Source organism: Nonomuraea sp. ZG12 (genome assembly GCF_052068115.1).
In the GTDB taxonomy this organism is placed as follows: Bacteria; Actinomycetota; Actinomycetes; order Streptosporangiales; family Streptosporangiaceae; genus Nonomuraea.
The window spans coordinates 34317-50618 of sequence record NZ_JBQHCW010000025.1 but is presented as its reverse complement, the minus strand read 5'-3'; the positions used below and the strand labels follow the sequence as shown (position 1 = coordinate 50618).

Below are 16302 nucleotides of genomic sequence, written 5' to 3'. Positions count from 1 at the left end.
TGAAGGCGGGGGATTCCAGCAGCGACTACCCACAAAAAAGGAGGTCGCGTTGAGGTTCACGGTTCACAGGCCTGCCCAACGGCAGGCCTCCCCGCGCGGACACGGCATGCCCTGCCGCGTGTCGGATGTTGCGTGCCGCGTTCACGTCGGCGTTGCCGGCGTATCCGCAGGACCGGCACCGGAAGGACGCTTGGCTCTCGCGCGCCTGCCGATCCACGATCCCGCACGCCGAGCAACGCTGACTCGTGTACGCGGGGCTGATCTTCACGACCCGGCCGGGAGCCTTCTCCTCCAGCCGCGCCACCAGCCGGCCCCACCCGCTGGCGAGGATGCCCCGGTTCAGGCCCGCCTTCTGGCGAACGTTCCGGCCAGGCTCGGCAACGGTGCCCCTCGCCGAACGGGTCATGCCAGCGATCTTCAGGTCTTCGACAGCGATCACGTCGAAGCGCCGGGCCAAGTCGGTAGAGGTCTTCTCCACCCAGTCTTTGCGCCGGTCGGTCTCATGCGCCTTGAGCCGGGCGATGGCGGCCTTGACCTTGCCACGCCGGTTCGATCCCCGTTTCGCTCTGGCGAGCTTACGCAGGAGCCGCAGCAGGCGGGCTCTCTTCGCATCGCGCAGGGTGGGCGCGTTGAGCATCTGCCCGGTGGACAGGGCGGCCGACACGGCAACACCGCGGTCCACACCCACGACCTCACCCGTACCCGGCGCGGGGACGGGTTGCGGGATCGCGGCGAAGGCGACATGCCAGCGCCCGGCGCGGTCACGGGTGACCCGATACGACTTGACGCCCGTGGGGACGGCGCGGGACCAGCGGAACCGCACCCACCCCACTTTCGGCACCTTGACCTCGCCCACGCTGCGGGAGACCCGGCGGACATCGCCGGGCTTGACCGCGACGATCCGGAACCCTTCTCCCTGACCGCGCCTGCGCCAGGTCGGCTTGCGCTGGGTCCTGCCGAAGAAGCTGGACATGGCCTGAGCGAAGTCCTTCAATGCCTGCTGCTGCACAGTGATCGACCCGGCTCGCAGCCACTCGTTCTCCGCCCGCGCTTCGGTCAGCTGGCGGCACTGTTCGGCGAACCCCGGCGCGGACTTGCGGCCTGGCATCCAGCAGGCGTGCTGCTCAACCGCGAGATTCCATACGTACCGGGCGTGCCTGCAATGCTCCAAAAGCGCCGCCTCCTGGTCAGACGAGGGCTGGAGCCGGTAGCGGGACACGCCGACCAACCTACCGATCAACACCGACAAAACCGGGAGACAGAAGTGCCCGACCGATCCGCGTTTCCTCCCCGCCCTGAAAGACCGGGCATCCACGCTGCAGGTGCTTGGTGAAGGGGGTGCGGCCATGAAGAAGGAACCCCGGCTCCGGATCGACGGGGAGCTGCGCGGGGAGAGTGTGCTCCCGCACGTCTGGAGCTGGTGTATCGGCGCGGGGCGGGCGAACGAGGCGTTGCGCGCGGACTGGCAACGGCAGTTCGCCGAAGTCGCCGCCTTGGGAATCCGGTACATCCGCTTTCACGGCGTCTTTCACGACGACATGTTCGTGTACCGGGAGAGTTACGGTGGCGGTTTCGGCCCGGACGCGCCCCTTGCCGCGCCCGTGTACACCTTCAGCTATGTGGACAAGGTGTTCGACTTCCTGGTGGACAGCGGGGTCCGTCCCTTCGTCGAGCTGGGCTTCATGCCTCGCGAGCTGGCGACGCAGACCGAGACCGTGTTCTGGTGGGGCGCTCACTGCAGCCCGCCCAAGGACATGGCGCGCTGGGTCGAGCTGGTCACGAAGGCGGTCGAGCACTGGATCGGCCGGTACGGCCTCGCCGAGGTGCGGCAGTGGCGCTTCGAGGTGTGGAACGAGCCGAACCTCGTCCCCCATTTCTGGACCGGCACCAAGACCGAGTACTTCGAGCTCTACGAGCAGACCGTCCGGGCGATCAAGAAGATCGATCCCGCCCTGAAGGTGGGTGGGCCCGCCACCAGCGTCTTCGTACCCGACGACCGCTACAAGGGCGAGACCGAGGACCGCTCCGCGACGCTCGCGACGGCTGCCGCGACCGACGTGGACGCGCTCGACTGGCAGCCGGTCTGGATCGAGGACTTCATCGCCTGGTGCGAGGAACGCGACCTTCCGATCGACTTCATCTCGACCCACCTCTACCCCACCGACTTCGCGTACGGCGCCAACGGCGAGGCCGTGCACATCACCCGGTACGCCGATGCCACGTTCGACGACCTGACCCTCCTGCGCAAGCTGGTGCGGAACAGCGCGTACCCCGAGGCGGAGATCCACATCACCGAGTGGTCGACGTCGCCGTCGGCCCGCGACTTCATCCACGACACGCCGTTCGCGGCGACCTCCATCACGCGGTCGTACCTGAAGTGCGCGACCCTCGCCGACTCCATCTCCTACTGGGCCTTCACGGACGTGTTCGAGGAGGGAGGCGCCGGGATCGGGCCGTTCCACGGCGGGTTCGGGCTGGTGAACGAGGGCGGCATCCACAAGCCCACGTTCCACGCGTTCACCATGCTGGCCCGGCTCGGCGACCGGCTGCTCCTCGCGACCTCCGACGGGGTCGTGACCCGGGACAGCCGGACGTCGGCCGTGTCGGCGGTGTTCTACAACTACCCCGAGGACATGGCCATGAAGGGCGTGGGCTCGGCGAACTCGTACCCGGCGGCACGCGCGCCGGCCGAGGTGGGGCCGCCCCGGCGGATCCGCCACTCGATCGGCGGGCTGGAGCCCGGCACGACGTTCCTGGCCGAGATCGTGGACTGGGAGCACGGCAACGCCGCCGAGGCCTGGTACCGGCTCGGCTCACCCCTCAACCTGACCAGGGCCGAGAGCGAGTACCTGAGCGGGGTCGCCGACTCGCTCCTCAGGTTCACGCTGACCGTGCCCGCCGACGGCGTGCTCGAACTGGACGTCGAACTCGCGCCCTGGGCGGTGATGTCGCTGCGGCAGCGGGCCTGAGCGCATCACCGCCCCGGGGTCGTGGAGTCCTCAGGTGCGGGTCCACCGCTGGTTGGCACCGCCGTTGCAGGACCAGATGATCAGCTTGGTGCCGTCCTGGTTGACCGCGATGACCTCGGTGTTCGTCAGGATGGAGCGGGTCTCGGCGCTCATCGACCGGAGGTCGTTGCCCGCGATGAGCGGCGCGTTCAGCAGGGACCACAGGCTGAAGTGGGCCCGTCCCTCGGTCGCCGTGAGCGCGCCGACGCCGACCTCCAGCATGTCGGGGTCGTTCCAGCCGCCCGGCCCCGAGTACGCCTCCAGCCCGACCTGCTGGTCCAGGATGCCCATGATGGAGTTCCAGTTCGCGGCGATGTCGCCCGTCGTGCGACAGGAGTTGCCCACCGGCATCCCCCAGGTCCACACGTTCTCCTGGCCCCAGTTGCACAGGCTGTACACGATCGGGCGTCCGGTGGCGGCCAGCGCGTCCCGCATGGCGGTGTAACGCTGCTCGTACCCGAGGCTGGCCGGGTACCCCGCGCACGTGGTCGTGCCCGCCGAGGAGTAGATGCCGAGCTTGAGCCCCTTGGCGTGGACGTAGTCCGCCAGGGCCTTCATGCCGCTGGGGAACTTCTGCGGGTCAGGCACCAGGTCGCCGTTGGCGTCGCGGCTCCTGGTGGACCAGCAGTCGTCGATGTTGACGTATTCGTAGCCGGCCGCCGCCATGCCGCTGGAGACCATGATGTCCGCGGTCTGCCGGATGAGCCTCTCGTTGACGTCGCAGAAGAAGGTGTTCCAGTCGTTCCACCCCATCTGGGGCGTACGGGCGAGCCCGTTCTCCAGCGCGGCGGCCGGCGAAGACGTACCGCCGATCGCGACCAGGGAACCGGCGGCCAGTGACATCACCAGGAGCCATCTCAGGACCCTACGCATCTGGCTCTTTCCTTCAGGACGCGTCGCAGGTCAGGGCGGGGGTGGCCGGGGCGCCGGCGGCGGTGAAGCCGAACGTGGTGGTGCCGTCGGGGGCGATGGAGCCGTTGTAGGCCTCGTTGTGTACGGTCACGCCGGCTCCGGAGCCGGAGCGGACGCCGTTCCACAGGCTGTTGATCGTCTGCCCGCCCGGCCAGGTCCAGCCGACTGTCCAGCCGTCGACGGCGCCGCCGCCGGCGCGGACGGTCACGGTGGACTGGAAACCGCCGGACCAGGAGTTGACGGTCTCCATCGTGGCCGTGCACCCACCGGGTGCGGGGGTCGGCGTCGAGGAGCTCCCGAACTGGGAGAAGAACGTCCACACCGCCGCCTTGGTCCAGGTCGTGACGCCGTTGTCGGTGTAGGTGCCGTCCACCGGGCCGGGCGTGTGGCCGTTGTCGAACGCGGCCCAGACGACCGGATAACCGGCCCGGCACCCGGAGTAGGTGGTGATGATGTGGCTGCGGCTGCCCGAACTCGGCTCGGGCGGGTTCTGCGCGGTACAGCCGTTGTTACGGACGAACCTGTCACGCAGGGCCCGTCCCTGCGCGATGCCGAGCACCGTGTCGCCGAGGCCGTGCAACCCCATGTACGCGACGGGTTCGGTGCCGCCGCTGCACCCGCTGAGCTGCGCGCCGGAGAAGACCGCGACCGCCCGGAAGACCGTCGGCCGCGAGCACGCGAGAGAGAAGCTCATCCCGCCGCCGTAGCTGAAACCGGTGGCGAAGCGCTGCGAGGTGTCGACGCAGAGATCCGCCTCGATGAGCCGGATCAGGTCGTCGACGAAGATGACGTCCTCACCGTTGCTGTTCGCCCAGCCGTTGTTGAAGCCCTGGGGCGCGACGAAGATCGCGCCGTTGTCCGACAGCTGCCTGAGGCCGTAGAAGGACCAGGGATATCCGCTGCTCCCGCCGGAGTCGACGTCCGCGGCGGTGCCGCCCAGCCAGTGGAAGCCGAAGATCAACCGGTAGGGGGTGCCGTTGTGGTAGTCGTCGGGCAGCCGGAGGATGAAGGAGCGGTTCTTGCCGCTGGTCTGAATCGACTGCGTACCGCTCCTCAGCGTCGGGGTCTTGCCGCATCCGGCGGTCGTCGCGAGGGCGCCGGCGGGCGCCGCGCCCGTGCCTGCGTCGCTGCTCATCGCCGCATGGCCCGTGGCCAGGACGAGGAGCGCCGCGACAGCGATCGCTGCGAAGAACGTGCGGTGCCTTGACATCACATGACTCCCACTCGGGATCACTGGAAGGAGGCGTCGTCGACGGAGCGGCCGTCGGTGCCTGCGGCCGTCTCGACGTAGAAGGTGGCGCCGGTCGGCGATCCGCTCCACGACACGGTCGCCGTACCGGTGTGTCAGGTGCGGGTCCAGCGCTGGTTTGCGCCGCCGTGGCAGGAGTAGAGCTGGATCCGGGTGCCGTTGGCGGTGCCCTGGCCCACGGCGTCCAGGCACAGCCCGGACTGCACGCCGGTGATGGTGCCGTCGGCGTTCAGGCGCCACTTCTGGTTGTCGCCGCCGTGGCAGGAGTAGATCTGGACGACGGCTCCGTTGCCGGTGCCGGCCGCGTCGAGGCACTTGTTGCCGTAGACCCTGAGCTCGCCGGCCGAGGTGGCGTCCCACTGCTGGTTGCCGCGCCCGTTGCAGTCCCACAGCTGCACCGCGGTGCCGTCGGCGGTGGCGGCGCCGGGCACGTCCAGGCAGCGCCCGGAGCCGACTCCCGTGATCCGCCCGGCGGCTGGTGGCGTCGGCGTCGTGGTGGACGAGCCGCCGTCCAGACCGAAGAAGCGGATGGCGTACGCGGCCATCCCGGTGCGCGGCAGGTCGTGGCCGGCGCCGGTGATGGTGTACGCCTCGACCTGCCCGGAGCCGAAGACCCGCCGGGTCCAGCCGGACTGCGGGCTGTCAGTGGAGGCGGGGGTCTGGCTCAGTCCGTGCGCGTTGGTCCACTGGTCGACCTCTTCCTGCAACATCGTGTACGGCAGCACCGAGTCGGCGGTGCCGTGCCAGGCCATCACGCGCGGGCGGGGCCCGGTGTAGCCGGGGTAGGCGTTCCTGACCAGGTCACCCCACTGCTGCGGTGTCTTGTCGCCGCACCCGGCGGGGCCGAGGCAACCGTAGGGGACTCCCGCGAACGGCGCGCCGGCCTTGAACACGTCGGGGTAGGTGGCGAGCAGGTTGAGGGTCTCCATGGCGCCGGAGGAGAAGCCGGTGGCGAACACCCGCTGCGGGTCGCCGCCGTAGCGTTGCAGCACGTGGTTCGTCATGGAGACGATCGACACCGGGTCGCTGCCGCCGCCGTGCCGCAGGGCCTCGTCGGACCACACGTCGAAGCAGTTCGACATGCCGTTGGCGCTCTTGTTCGCCTGCGGGTAGATGACGACGAAGCCGTACCGGTCGGCCAGCGAGGCGAACTCGGTGCCCTGGTGGAAGTTCGGGGCCCAGCCGTTGCAGCCGTGCATCGCCACCAGGACGCCCGGATTGGGCGCCACCCTGTCCGGGACGTAGAGATACATCCGCAGACCGCCGGGGTTGGCGCCGAAGCTCGTCACCTCGGTCAGGACCGCCGCCGACGCTCCCGGCGCCGCCGTGAGGAACAGGGCCAGCGCGGTGGTCACCGCCGTGATCAGAGCCACCAGGGCGGCTCGGATGCCCGTGTACCTTCCCGTACGCGGTGCGCTTCGCTTCATGGGTTCGCCTCTCCGCTTGTTAGCGCTAACAAACCGCTGGCTGGTCGAGCTCCCCTCGGGGCGGGGTGGAGGTGGTGGCGGTAGGAGCAAATACGAGGCGGAAAGATACTGTCAAGAGCGCCTTAACGTGCGGCGGTCCGGCGGGGCCGGCACCCCTGTGCGCTGACCTCGGATTATCGATGCGGACCCCGGTCGATCAGCGAGAGCGTCGTCATGAAACTTTCACGTACGCCCCCATCTGGCGACCATGCGCCGAAACTTTCAAGGGCCCCGGCCAGGCATCCAGCCAGCGAAACCCACACGGGCAAGGCCGAGGGCCGCCGAAACTTTCTAAGACATCCTTGACAATTTTCGGCGAGATTCTCACACTGATGGCCGAGGTGATCCCCCTACCGGCTCGGTGGCGCTCACGGGGGGACCGCCGTCACGACGCCTGTGATGTGCGTCCCCACCGGGGCGCGGCGTCGGTCCTGCGGGTGTGTCCCGCACGATCCTTTCCCCATGATTCTCTACGGAGGCTCGATCATGCGTGTCAACGCCATGTCCCCACCCACCGCCCGACTGCCGCTCAGGGCGCGCCGCCGGGCTCTGGTCACCGGCGCGCTCGGCGCACTCGGCCTGATCACGGCACTGGCGACGGCGATTCCGGCCAATGCCGCGGCGAGCACGCTCGGCGCGGCCGCCGCGGAGAGCGGACGCTACTTCGGCACCGCCATCGCCTCGGGCAAGCTCGGCGACTCCGCCTACACGACGATCGCCAATCGCGAGTTCAACATGGTGACGGCCGAGAACGAGATGAAGATCGACGCCACCGAGCCCAACCGGGGGCAGTTCAACTTCTCCGCCGGGGACCGGGTCTACAACTGGGCCGTGCAGAACGGCAAGCGGGTCCGCGGGCACACCCTGGCCTGGCACAACCAGCAGCCGGGCTGGATGCAGTCGCTGTCGGGCGGCTCGCTGCGCCAGGCGATGATCGACCACATCAACGGCGTGATGAACCACTACCGGGGCAAGATCTACGCCTGGGACGTGGTCAACGAGGCCTTCGCCGACGGCAACTCCGGCGGCCGGCGTGACTCCAACCTGCAGCGCACCGGCAACGACTGGATCGAGGTCGCCTTCCGCACCGCACGCGCCGCCGACCCGGCCGCCAAGCTCTGCTACAACGACTACAACATCGACAACTGGAGCTGGGCCAAGACCCAGGGCGTCTACAACATGGTCCGCGACTTCAAGGCCCGCGGCGTGCCCATCGACTGCGTCGGCCTCCAGTCGCACTTCAACGGCAACAGCCCCTACAACAGCAACTACCGCACCACCATCCAGAGCTTCGCCGCCCTCGGCGTCGACGTACAGATCACCGAGCTGGACATCCAGGGCGGCTCGGCGACCACCTACGCCAACGTGACCAACGACTGCCTGGCCGTCCCCCGCTGCACCGGCATCACCGTGTGGGGCGTCCGCGACAGCGACTCCTGGCTGGGCGAGAACACCAGCCCCCTGCTCTTCGACCGCAACGGCAACAAGAAGGCCGCCTACACCTCGGTCCTCAACGCCCTCAACGCCGCGGACCCGAACCCCGATCCCGATCCCGACCCGACGCCCACCCCGGGCGATGGGCAGATCACGAGCACCGCCTCCGGCCGCTGCGTGGACGTGCCCGGCGCCGGCACCACCGACGGCACCGCGGTGCAACTGTGGGACTGCAACGGTCAGAGCAACCAGCAGTGGACGCAGACCTCAGCAGGGGAATTGAAGGTGTACGGCAACAAGTGCCTGGACGCCGCCGGCACCGGCAACGGCGCCAGGATCCAGATCTACTCCTGCTGGGGTGGCGACAACCAGAAATGGCGCGTCAACTCCGACGGCACCATCACCGGCGTGCAGTCCGGGCTGTGCCTGGACGCCGTCGGCGCCGGAACCGCCAACGGCACGGGGCTGCAGCTGTACAGCTGCCACGGCGGTAACAACCAGAAGTGGACCCACCACACGGCGTGAACCGCATCTGCTGACCGCGCTCCGGCGCGACCTTCCCTCGGCCCCGATGAGGCGGCCGAGGGAAGGTGAGCCGGGTGACCCGGTGAAACTTTCACCTGCGCGAGCGATGCGGAACTCCAGGCGGGACGGCGTTCCGACGGCAGGGCCCAGGCCGGCGAGGGGCGCCGCTCATTGACTCCGGGCCTGATCGTCGGATGTACTCCGCGACGGAATAGGCCGCACTGTTTCACAGGGTCGAATGTTAGCGCTAACACTTCGTCCGGAGGGCGGCCTGGCCCGGTGCACCCGTGACCGGCAGACGCCGGTCACCACCCCCCATCTCCAAGGAGCTCCAGATGTCCTTGAGCCGTCGTCAGCTCTTCCAGGCCGCGGGCGCGACCGCCGCGCTCTCGGTCGCCGACCAGATAGCCGGCCCCTCCCCCGCTCTGGCCGCACTCCCCTGGGCCAGATCCGACATCGGCGTCTCGGCGTACGAGTTCGACCTCGGCCAGGTCCGGCTGACCTCCGGTCGCTGGCTGGACAACCAGAACCGCACCCTCAGCTACCTGCGCTTCGTCGACGTCGACCGGCTCCTGTACGTCTTCCGGGCCAACCACCGGCTGTCCACCGGCGGCGCGGCGGCCAACGGCGGCTGGGACGCGCCCGGCTTCCCGTTCCGGTCCCACATGCAGGGCCATTTCCTGACGGCGTGGGCGCAGGCCTACGCCGTGCTCGGCGACACCACCTGCCGGGACAAGGCCGGCCACATGGTGGCCGAGCTGGCCCGATGCCAGGCGAACAACGGCGCCGCCGGATTCACCAGCGGCTACCTGTCCGGTTTCCCCGAGTCGGACATCACAGCCGTGGAGAACCGCACCCTGACCAACGGCAACGTGCCGTACTACTGCCTCCACAAGACCCTGGCCGGGCTGCTGGACGTGTGGCGGCTGATCGGCAACACCCAGGCCAGGACCGTGCTGCTGGCCCTGGCGGGATGGGTGGACGCCCGCACGTCACGACTCGGCGCGAGCCGGATGCAGGCCATGCTCGGCACCGAGTTCGGCGGCATGAACGCCGTGCTGACGGACCTGTACCAGATGACCGGCGACTCCCGCTGGCTGGCCACGGCCCAGCGATTCGACCACGCGGCCGTGTTCGACCCGCTGGCCGCGAACCAGGACCGGCTCAACGGATCGCACGCCAACACGCAGGTGCCCAAGTGGATCGGGGCCGCCCGCGAGTACAAGGCGACGGGCACCACCCGCTACCGCGACATCGCCGCCAACGCCTGGTCCATCACCGTCGGCGCGCACACGTACGTGAACGGCTCCAACAGCCAGGCCGAGCACTTCCGCGCACCCGACGCGATCGCCGCCCACCTGACCAGGGACACCGGCGAGGCGTGCAACACCTACAACATGCTCAAGCTGACTCGGGAGCTGTGGCTGCTGTCGCCGACCCGGGCCGACTACTTCGACTACTACGAGAACGCCCTGCTCAACCACCTGATCGGGCAGCAGAACCCGTCGGACCCGCACGGGCACGTCACCTACTTCACCCCGCTCAACCCCGGCGGGCGGCGAGGCGTCGGCCCGGCCTGGGGCGGCGGCACCTGGAGCACGGCCTACAACTCCTTCTGGTGCTGCCAGGGCACCGGGATCGAGACCAACACCAAGCTGATGGACTCGATCTACTTCCACGACGGAACCACGCTGTTCGTGAACCTGTTCGCACCGGCCACGCTCGACTGGACCCAGCGCGGCATCACGGTCACCCAGACCACCTCCTACCCGGCCGACGACACCACCTCGCTGCGGGTCACCGGCGACGTGAGCGGAGCGTGGACGATGCGCATCCGCATCCCGGCCTGGACCCAGGGCGCGACGATCAGCGTCAACGGGGCCCAGCAGAACATCGCCACCACCCCGGGCACCTACGCCGGCCTCACCCGGTCGTGGACCTCGGGCGACACCGTGACCGTGCGGCTGCCCATGCGGGTGGTCATGAAGGCCGCCAACGACAACCCCGGTATGCAGGCCATCACCTACGGCCCGGTCGTGCTGTCGGGCGATTACGGCGACACCGGCCTGTCGGCGGCCCCCGCCCTGACCCCTTCCTCGATCACCCGGACCAGCACCTCCTCCCTGTCCTTCACGGCCACGGCCAACGGGGCGTCGGTGCGGCTGGGGCCGTTCTACGACGCGCACGACCACAACTACGTCGTCTACTGGAACACCGGTGGCCCGGGCGACACCGGCGCGGCGAGCTTCCGGCTGATCAACGCGGCCAGTGGACTGGCCCTCGGCATCCAGAACATGTCCACCGCCGACGGCGGCCTGGCCCTGCAGTGGACCGACAACGGCACCGCCGACCACGACTGGGTCCCGGTCGTCGACGGCAATGCCCTGCGGTTCCGCAACGTGCACAGCGGCAAGGTGCTCGGCGTCGACAACATGTCGACCGCGGACAATGCCCGGGTGCTCCAGTGGGGTGACACCGGCACCGCCGACCACCGCTGGACGATCAGCGACGCCGGCGACGGCTCCGTCAAGATCCGCAACGTCCACAGCGCCAAGCTGCTCGGCATCCAGAACGGGTCGACCGCCAACGGCGCCCAGGTGGTCCAGGACTCCGACAACGGCAGCCCGGACAACCAGTGGCGGTTCGTGCCGAACGGCGCACGGCGTATCCAGAACGTGGGCACCGGGATGGTGCTCGGCGTCACCGACATGTCCACGGCCGACGGCGCGCTCGTCATTCAGTGGGGCGACACCGGCACCACCGACCACCTGTGGACGGCGATCGTCGACACCGGCGGCTACCTGCGGCTGCGCAACTCGGGCAGCCAGAAGGTGCTGGGCGTGCAGAACATGGGCACCGCCGCCGGGTCGCGCGTCGTGCAGTGGGCCGACAACGGCACCGCCGACCACCGCTGGCGGCTGCGCCACGGGTCGGGCGCCGCCTTCCGCATCCAGTGCGCCAACGGCGGCCGGGTCCTCGGCCTGGCCGGCACCGCACAGGGCGCGCAGGTCGTGCTCGCCGACGACAACGGCGCGAACGACAACCTCTGGAGGTTCCTGTGAGACGCGTGCTCGCGGTTCTCTCCTCGCTGCTTCTCGTGGGTGTGTTCCTCACACCTTCCCAGGCATCGGCCGCGACGGTCGACACCAACGCGTGGTACGTCCTGGTCAACCGCAACAGCGGCAAGGCCCTGGACGTCTACAACCTGTCCACCGCCGACGGCGGCCGCATCACCCAGTGGACCCGTAACAACGGCAACCAGCAGCAATGGCAGTTCGTCGACTCCGGCGACGGCTACTACCGGCTGAAGTCCCGCCACTCCGGCAAGGTCCTGGACGTCTACAACTTCTCCACCGCCAACGGCGGCGCCATCGTCCAATGGGCCGACCTCAACGGGACCAACCAGCAGTGGCGGCTGGCCGACAGCTCCGACGGCCACGTACGGCTCATCTCACGCCACAGCGGCAAGGCCCTGGAGGTCCAGGGCGCCTCCACCGCCGACGGCGGCAACATCGTCCAGTACGACGACTGGGGCGGCGCCAACCAGCAATGGCAGCTCGTCCGGATCGACGGCGGCAACAGCGGCTACACCAACCCGGTCGTCTGGCAGGACTTCGCCGACGGCGACATCATCCGGGTCGGCGACGCCTACTACTACTCGGCCTCGACGATGCACTACTCGCCGGGCGCGCCGATCCTGCGCTCCTACAACCTGGTCGACTGGGAGTACGCCGGCCACTCGGTCCCGAGGCTCGACTTCAACTCCGGCGCCTACGACCTCACCGGCGGCCGGGCGTACGTGAAGGGCATCTGGGCCTCGACCCTGAACCACCGGCCTAGCAACGACACCTACTACTGGATGGGCTGCGTCGAGTTCAACCGGACCTACGTCTACACCGCCTCCGCCGTCGACGGCGCGTGGACCAAGCGCTCACAGATCAACAACTGCTACTACGACGCCGGACTGCTGGTCGACACCGACGACACCATGTACGTCGCCTACGGCAACGGCACCATCAGCGTCGCCCAGCTCTCGGCCGACGGGCTCAGCCAGGTGCGCGCCCAGCAGGTGTTCCAGACCCCGAGCAGCGTCGGCACCCTGGAGGGAGCCCGCTTCTACAAGCGAGGCGGCTACTACTACATCTGGCTGACCCGCCCCGCCAACGGCCAGTACGTGCTCCGCTCCACCTCGCCGTGGGGCCCGTACGAGATGCGTCAGGTCCTGCTCGACATGCCGGGCCCCATCGCCGGCGGGGGCGTGCCTCACCAGGGCGGGCTGGTCCAGACGCAGAACGGCGACTGGTACTACATGTCCTTCGTCGACGCCTACCCCGGCGGCCGGGTCCCCGCCCTCGCGCCGATCACCTGGACCGGCGACTGGCCGACCGTGCAGACCGTGAACGGCGGATGGGGCGTCAACTACCCGAAGCCGAACATCCAGACCAGCCGCACCGTGGCGTCCATGATCGGACCCGACACCTTCACCTCGGGCAGCCTCGGCCACCGCTGGGAGTGGAACCACAACCCCGACACCGGCCGCTACTCCACCGGCAACGGCCTGCGCCTGCAGACCGCGACCGTCACAGGCGACCTCTACAACGCCCGCAACACGCTCACCCACCGCATCCAGGGCCCGTCGTCGACGGCGACGATCGAGCTCGACCACGCGCAGATGACCAACGGCGACCGCGCCGGGCTGGCGATGCTGCGCGACCAGTCGGCCTGGATCGGCGTCAAACGCGACAACGGCGTCAAGCGGGTCGTGATGACCAACGGCCTGACCATGAACAGCTCGTGGCAGACCACCGGCACCGGCACCGAGGCGGCGAGCGCGAACATCTCGGGCGACCGGCTCTGGCTGCGGGTCAACGCCGACATCCGGCCCGGCTCCGGCCGGCAGGCCCGCTTCTCCTACAGCACCGACGGCAGCACCTTCACCAGCCTCGGCCCCGCCTTCACCTTGAACAACGCCTGGCAGTTCTTCATGGGCTACCGCTTCGGCATCTTCAACTACGCCACCCAGTCCCTCGGCGGCGCGGTCACCGTGCGCCGCTTCGACCTCACCACCCCCTGACCCGGCACATCGACAGCTGAATCGGAGAACATCATGAGATCCAGACCCCTGACCGTCCTCGCGACGGTGGTCGCCTTACTGGCGAGCCTGTTCGTCGCCCTTCAGACGCAGGCCGCCAACGCGGCCACCGTCGACACCAACGCCTGGTACGTCCTGGTCAACCGCAACAGCGGCAAGGCCCTGGACGTCTACAACCTGTCCACCGCCGACGGCGGCCGCATCACCCAGTGGACCCGTAACAACGGCAACCAGCAGCAATGGCAGTTCGTCGACTCCGGCGACGGCTACTACCGGCTGAAGTCCCGCCACTCCGGCAAGGTCCTGGACGTCTACAACTTCTCCACCGCCAACGGCGGCGCCATCGTCCAATGGGCCGACCTCAACGGGACCAACCAGCAGTGGCGGCTGGCCGACAGCTCCGACGGCCACGTACGGCTCATCTCACGCCACAGCGGCAAGGCCCTGGAGGTCCAGGGCGCCTCCACCGCCGACGGCGGCAACATCGTCCAGTACGACGACTGGGGCGGCGCCAACCAGCAATGGCAGCTCGTCCGGATCGACGGCGGCAACCCCGGTGCGTGTGATCTTCCGTCGACGTACCGCTGGACATCGACGGGCCCGCTGGCGAGCCCGAAGTCGGGCTGGGTCTCGCTCAAGGACTTCACCGTCGCCCCCTACAACGGGAGGCATCTCGTCTACGCCACGACGCACGACACGGGCACGAGATGGGGTTCGATGAACTTCAGCACCTTCACCAACTGGTCCGACATGGCTTCGGCCAGCCAGAACACGATGTCCGCCTCCACCGTCGCGCCCACGCTCTTCTACTTCGCGCCGAGGAACATCTGGGTGCTCGCCTACCAGTGGGGCGGGACCGCCTTCTCCTACAGGACCTCCAGCGACCCCACCAATCCGAATGGCTGGTCATCCGAGCAGGCGCTCTTCTCCGGAAGCATCTCCGGCTCCGGAACAGGACCCATCGACCAGACGCTCATCGGTGACAGCACGAACATGTACCTGTTCTTCGCCGGGGACAACGGCAGGATCTACCGGGCCAGTATGCCCATCGGGAATTTCCCCGGCAGCTTCGGCACGTCATCGACGGTGATCATGAGCGACACGACGAACAACCTGTTCGAAGGGGTTCAGGTCTACAAGCTCAAGGACCAGAACCGATACCTCATGCTCGTCGAGGCGATCGGCTCGCAGGGCCGCTACTTCCGCTCGTTCACGGCCACCAGCCTGGGCGGTTCGTGGACCCCGCAGGCCGCGACCGAGGGCAATCCCTTCGCCGGCAAGGCCAACAGCGGCGCCACCTGGACCAACGACATCAGCCACGGCGAGCTGGTCCGCAGCAACGCCGACCAGACCATGACCGTTGATCCCTGCAACCTGCAGTTGCTCTACCAGGGACGCAACCCCAACTCCGGCGGCGACTACGGCCTCCTGCCCTACCGGCCGGGTCTGCTGACGCATCAGCGCTGATGGCGTGAGACGGGTCCGGTTCGGACACCGTTTCAGGGCGGCCCGGTGCTCCGGGCCGCCCTGACTAGACTGCCGCCATGACCACGGAGTCGTCCCGTCTCACCATCGCTCAGCTCGCCGAGCTGGCAGGAGTTTCCACCGCGACGGTCTCCAAGGTCGTGAACGGCCGTTCCGAGGTCTCGTCCGAGACCCGCGCCGCCGTGGAGGAGCTCATCCGCCGGCACGGCTACCGCCGCCAGCGCCGCCGCTCCACGCCGACGGCCCTGGTGGAGCTGGTCTTCCACGCGCTGGAGGGCGACTATCCCGTCGAGATCACCAAAGGGGTGGCGGAGGTCGCGCGGGAGCACGACCTCACGGTGGGGATATCGGTTCTGCGGCGCGGCCACTCCGCCGCGGACGCCTGGCTGGAGGGTGTGCTGCGGCGCCGTCCGAGCGGCGTGATAGCGGTGTTCTCCGGCCTGGCCGAGCCCCAACTCGAACGGCTCGCCCGCAGCGAGATCCCGCTGGTCCTGCTGGATCCGGCCGACGCCCCCGCGCGGGACATCCCGTCGGTCGGCGCCGGCAACTGGAACGGCGGGCTCACGGCCACCCGCCACCTCCTGGAGCTCGGGCACCGCCGCATCGCCATCATCACAGGGCCCGATTCCGCGCTGTCCAGCCGGGCCCGGCTCGACGGTTACCGGACCGCCCTCGACATGGCCGGCGTGCCCGTCGACCCGGAGCTGATCGGCCGGGGGGACTTCCTCATCGAGGGCGGCCTGGCCGCATCGCACCGCATGCTGCGCCTGCCCGACCGGCCGACCGCGATCTTCGCCACGAACGACGGCCAGGCCATCGGCGCCTACCACGCGGCCCATCGGCTCGGCCTGCGCATCCCGGACGATCTCAGCGTGGTCGGCTTCGACGACATGCCCTCGGGACGGTGGGCCATTCCGCCGCTGACCACCATCCGCCAGCCCTTCACCGAGATGGCCGCCGCGGCCACCTCGATGCTGCTGAAGCTGGCCCAGGGCGAGCCGCAGCCCCAGAGCCGCGTCGAGCTGGCCACCGAACTCGTCGTGCGGGAAAGCACCGCGCCCCCCACACTCCCGTTCGCCTGAGCCAGGACGTCATCCTCCGGAACCACGGCGCCACCCCGGTCACCGAGCT

10 protein-coding genes are annotated in these 16302 nt (G+C 69.0%); 6 read left to right on the top strand and 4 right to left on the bottom strand.

What is annotated here, in order from left to right; translation table 11 throughout:
- Positions 1-25: 25 nt before the first annotated feature.
- Positions 26-1219, bottom strand: coding sequence for an RNA-guided endonuclease InsQ/TnpB family protein (locus ACTMTF_RS40070; RefSeq protein ID WP_441115339.1), 1194 nt, complete (start codon positions 1217-1219; stop codon positions 26-28).
- A 127-nt stretch (positions 1220-1346) separates the two neighbouring features.
- On the opposite strand from ACTMTF_RS40070, the gene ACTMTF_RS40065 reads away from it, so the two are divergent.
- Positions 1347-2969, top strand: coding sequence for a GH39 family glycosyl hydrolase (locus ACTMTF_RS40065; protein WP_441115338.1), 1623 nt, complete (start codon positions 1347-1349; stop codon positions 2967-2969).
- Positions 2970-2999: 30 nt separating this feature from the next.
- Here the strand turns inward: ACTMTF_RS40065 and ACTMTF_RS40060 are convergent, their stop codons facing one another.
- The 3 genes from ACTMTF_RS40060 to ACTMTF_RS40050 all read right to left on the bottom strand — a co-directional run bounded on the left by ACTMTF_RS40060 (position 3000) and on the right by ACTMTF_RS40050 (position 6596).
- Positions 3000-3881, bottom strand: coding sequence for a hypothetical protein (locus tag ACTMTF_RS40060; protein ID WP_441115337.1), 882 nt, complete (start codon positions 3879-3881; stop codon positions 3000-3002).
- Between the two features lie 13 nt (positions 3882-3894).
- The gene (locus ACTMTF_RS40055; protein ID WP_441115336.1) at positions 3895-5130 is read right to left on the bottom strand and encodes a cellulose binding domain-containing protein; all 1236 of its coding nucleotides are present in this window, start codon (positions 5128-5130) and stop codon (positions 3895-3897) included.
- A gap of 134 nt (positions 5131-5264) precedes the next feature.
- The gene (locus ACTMTF_RS40050; protein ID WP_441115335.1) at positions 5265-6596 is read right to left on the bottom strand and encodes an extracellular catalytic domain type 1 short-chain-length polyhydroxyalkanoate depolymerase; all 1332 of its coding nucleotides are present in this window, start codon (positions 6594-6596) and stop codon (positions 5265-5267) included.
- Positions 6597-7097: 501 nt separating this feature from the next.
- On the opposite strand from ACTMTF_RS40050, the gene ACTMTF_RS40045 reads away from it, so the two are divergent.
- From ACTMTF_RS40045 to ACTMTF_RS40025, 5 genes are all read left to right on the top strand, one after another.
- Positions 7098-8594 (top strand): endo-1,4-beta-xylanase, encoded by a 1497-nt coding sequence (locus ACTMTF_RS40045; protein ID WP_441115334.1) that lies wholly within the window; start codon positions 7098-7100, stop codon positions 8592-8594.
- Between the two features lie 335 nt (positions 8595-8929).
- The gene (locus ACTMTF_RS40040) at positions 8930-11656 is read left to right on the top strand and encodes a beta-L-arabinofuranosidase domain-containing protein (RefSeq protein WP_441115333.1); all 2727 of its coding nucleotides are present in this window, start codon (positions 8930-8932) and stop codon (positions 11654-11656) included.
- Positions 11653-13668: an RICIN domain-containing protein gene (locus ACTMTF_RS40035; protein ID WP_441115332.1), complete on the top strand. Its 2016-nt coding sequence runs from the start codon at positions 11653-11655 to the stop codon at positions 13666-13668. The genes ACTMTF_RS40040 and ACTMTF_RS40035 overlap by 4 nt, the downstream gene beginning before the upstream one ends.
- A gap of 33 nt (positions 13669-13701) precedes the next feature.
- Positions 13702-15153, top strand: a complete 1452-nt coding sequence (locus ACTMTF_RS40030; protein ID WP_441115331.1) for a non-reducing end alpha-L-arabinofuranosidase family hydrolase — start codon at positions 13702-13704, stop codon at positions 15151-15153.
- A gap of 77 nt (positions 15154-15230) precedes the next feature.
- Positions 15231-16253 (top strand): LacI family DNA-binding transcriptional regulator, encoded by a 1023-nt coding sequence (locus ACTMTF_RS40025; RefSeq protein WP_441115330.1) that lies wholly within the window; start codon positions 15231-15233, stop codon positions 16251-16253.
- The last annotated feature ends 49 nt before the right edge of the window (positions 16254-16302 follow it).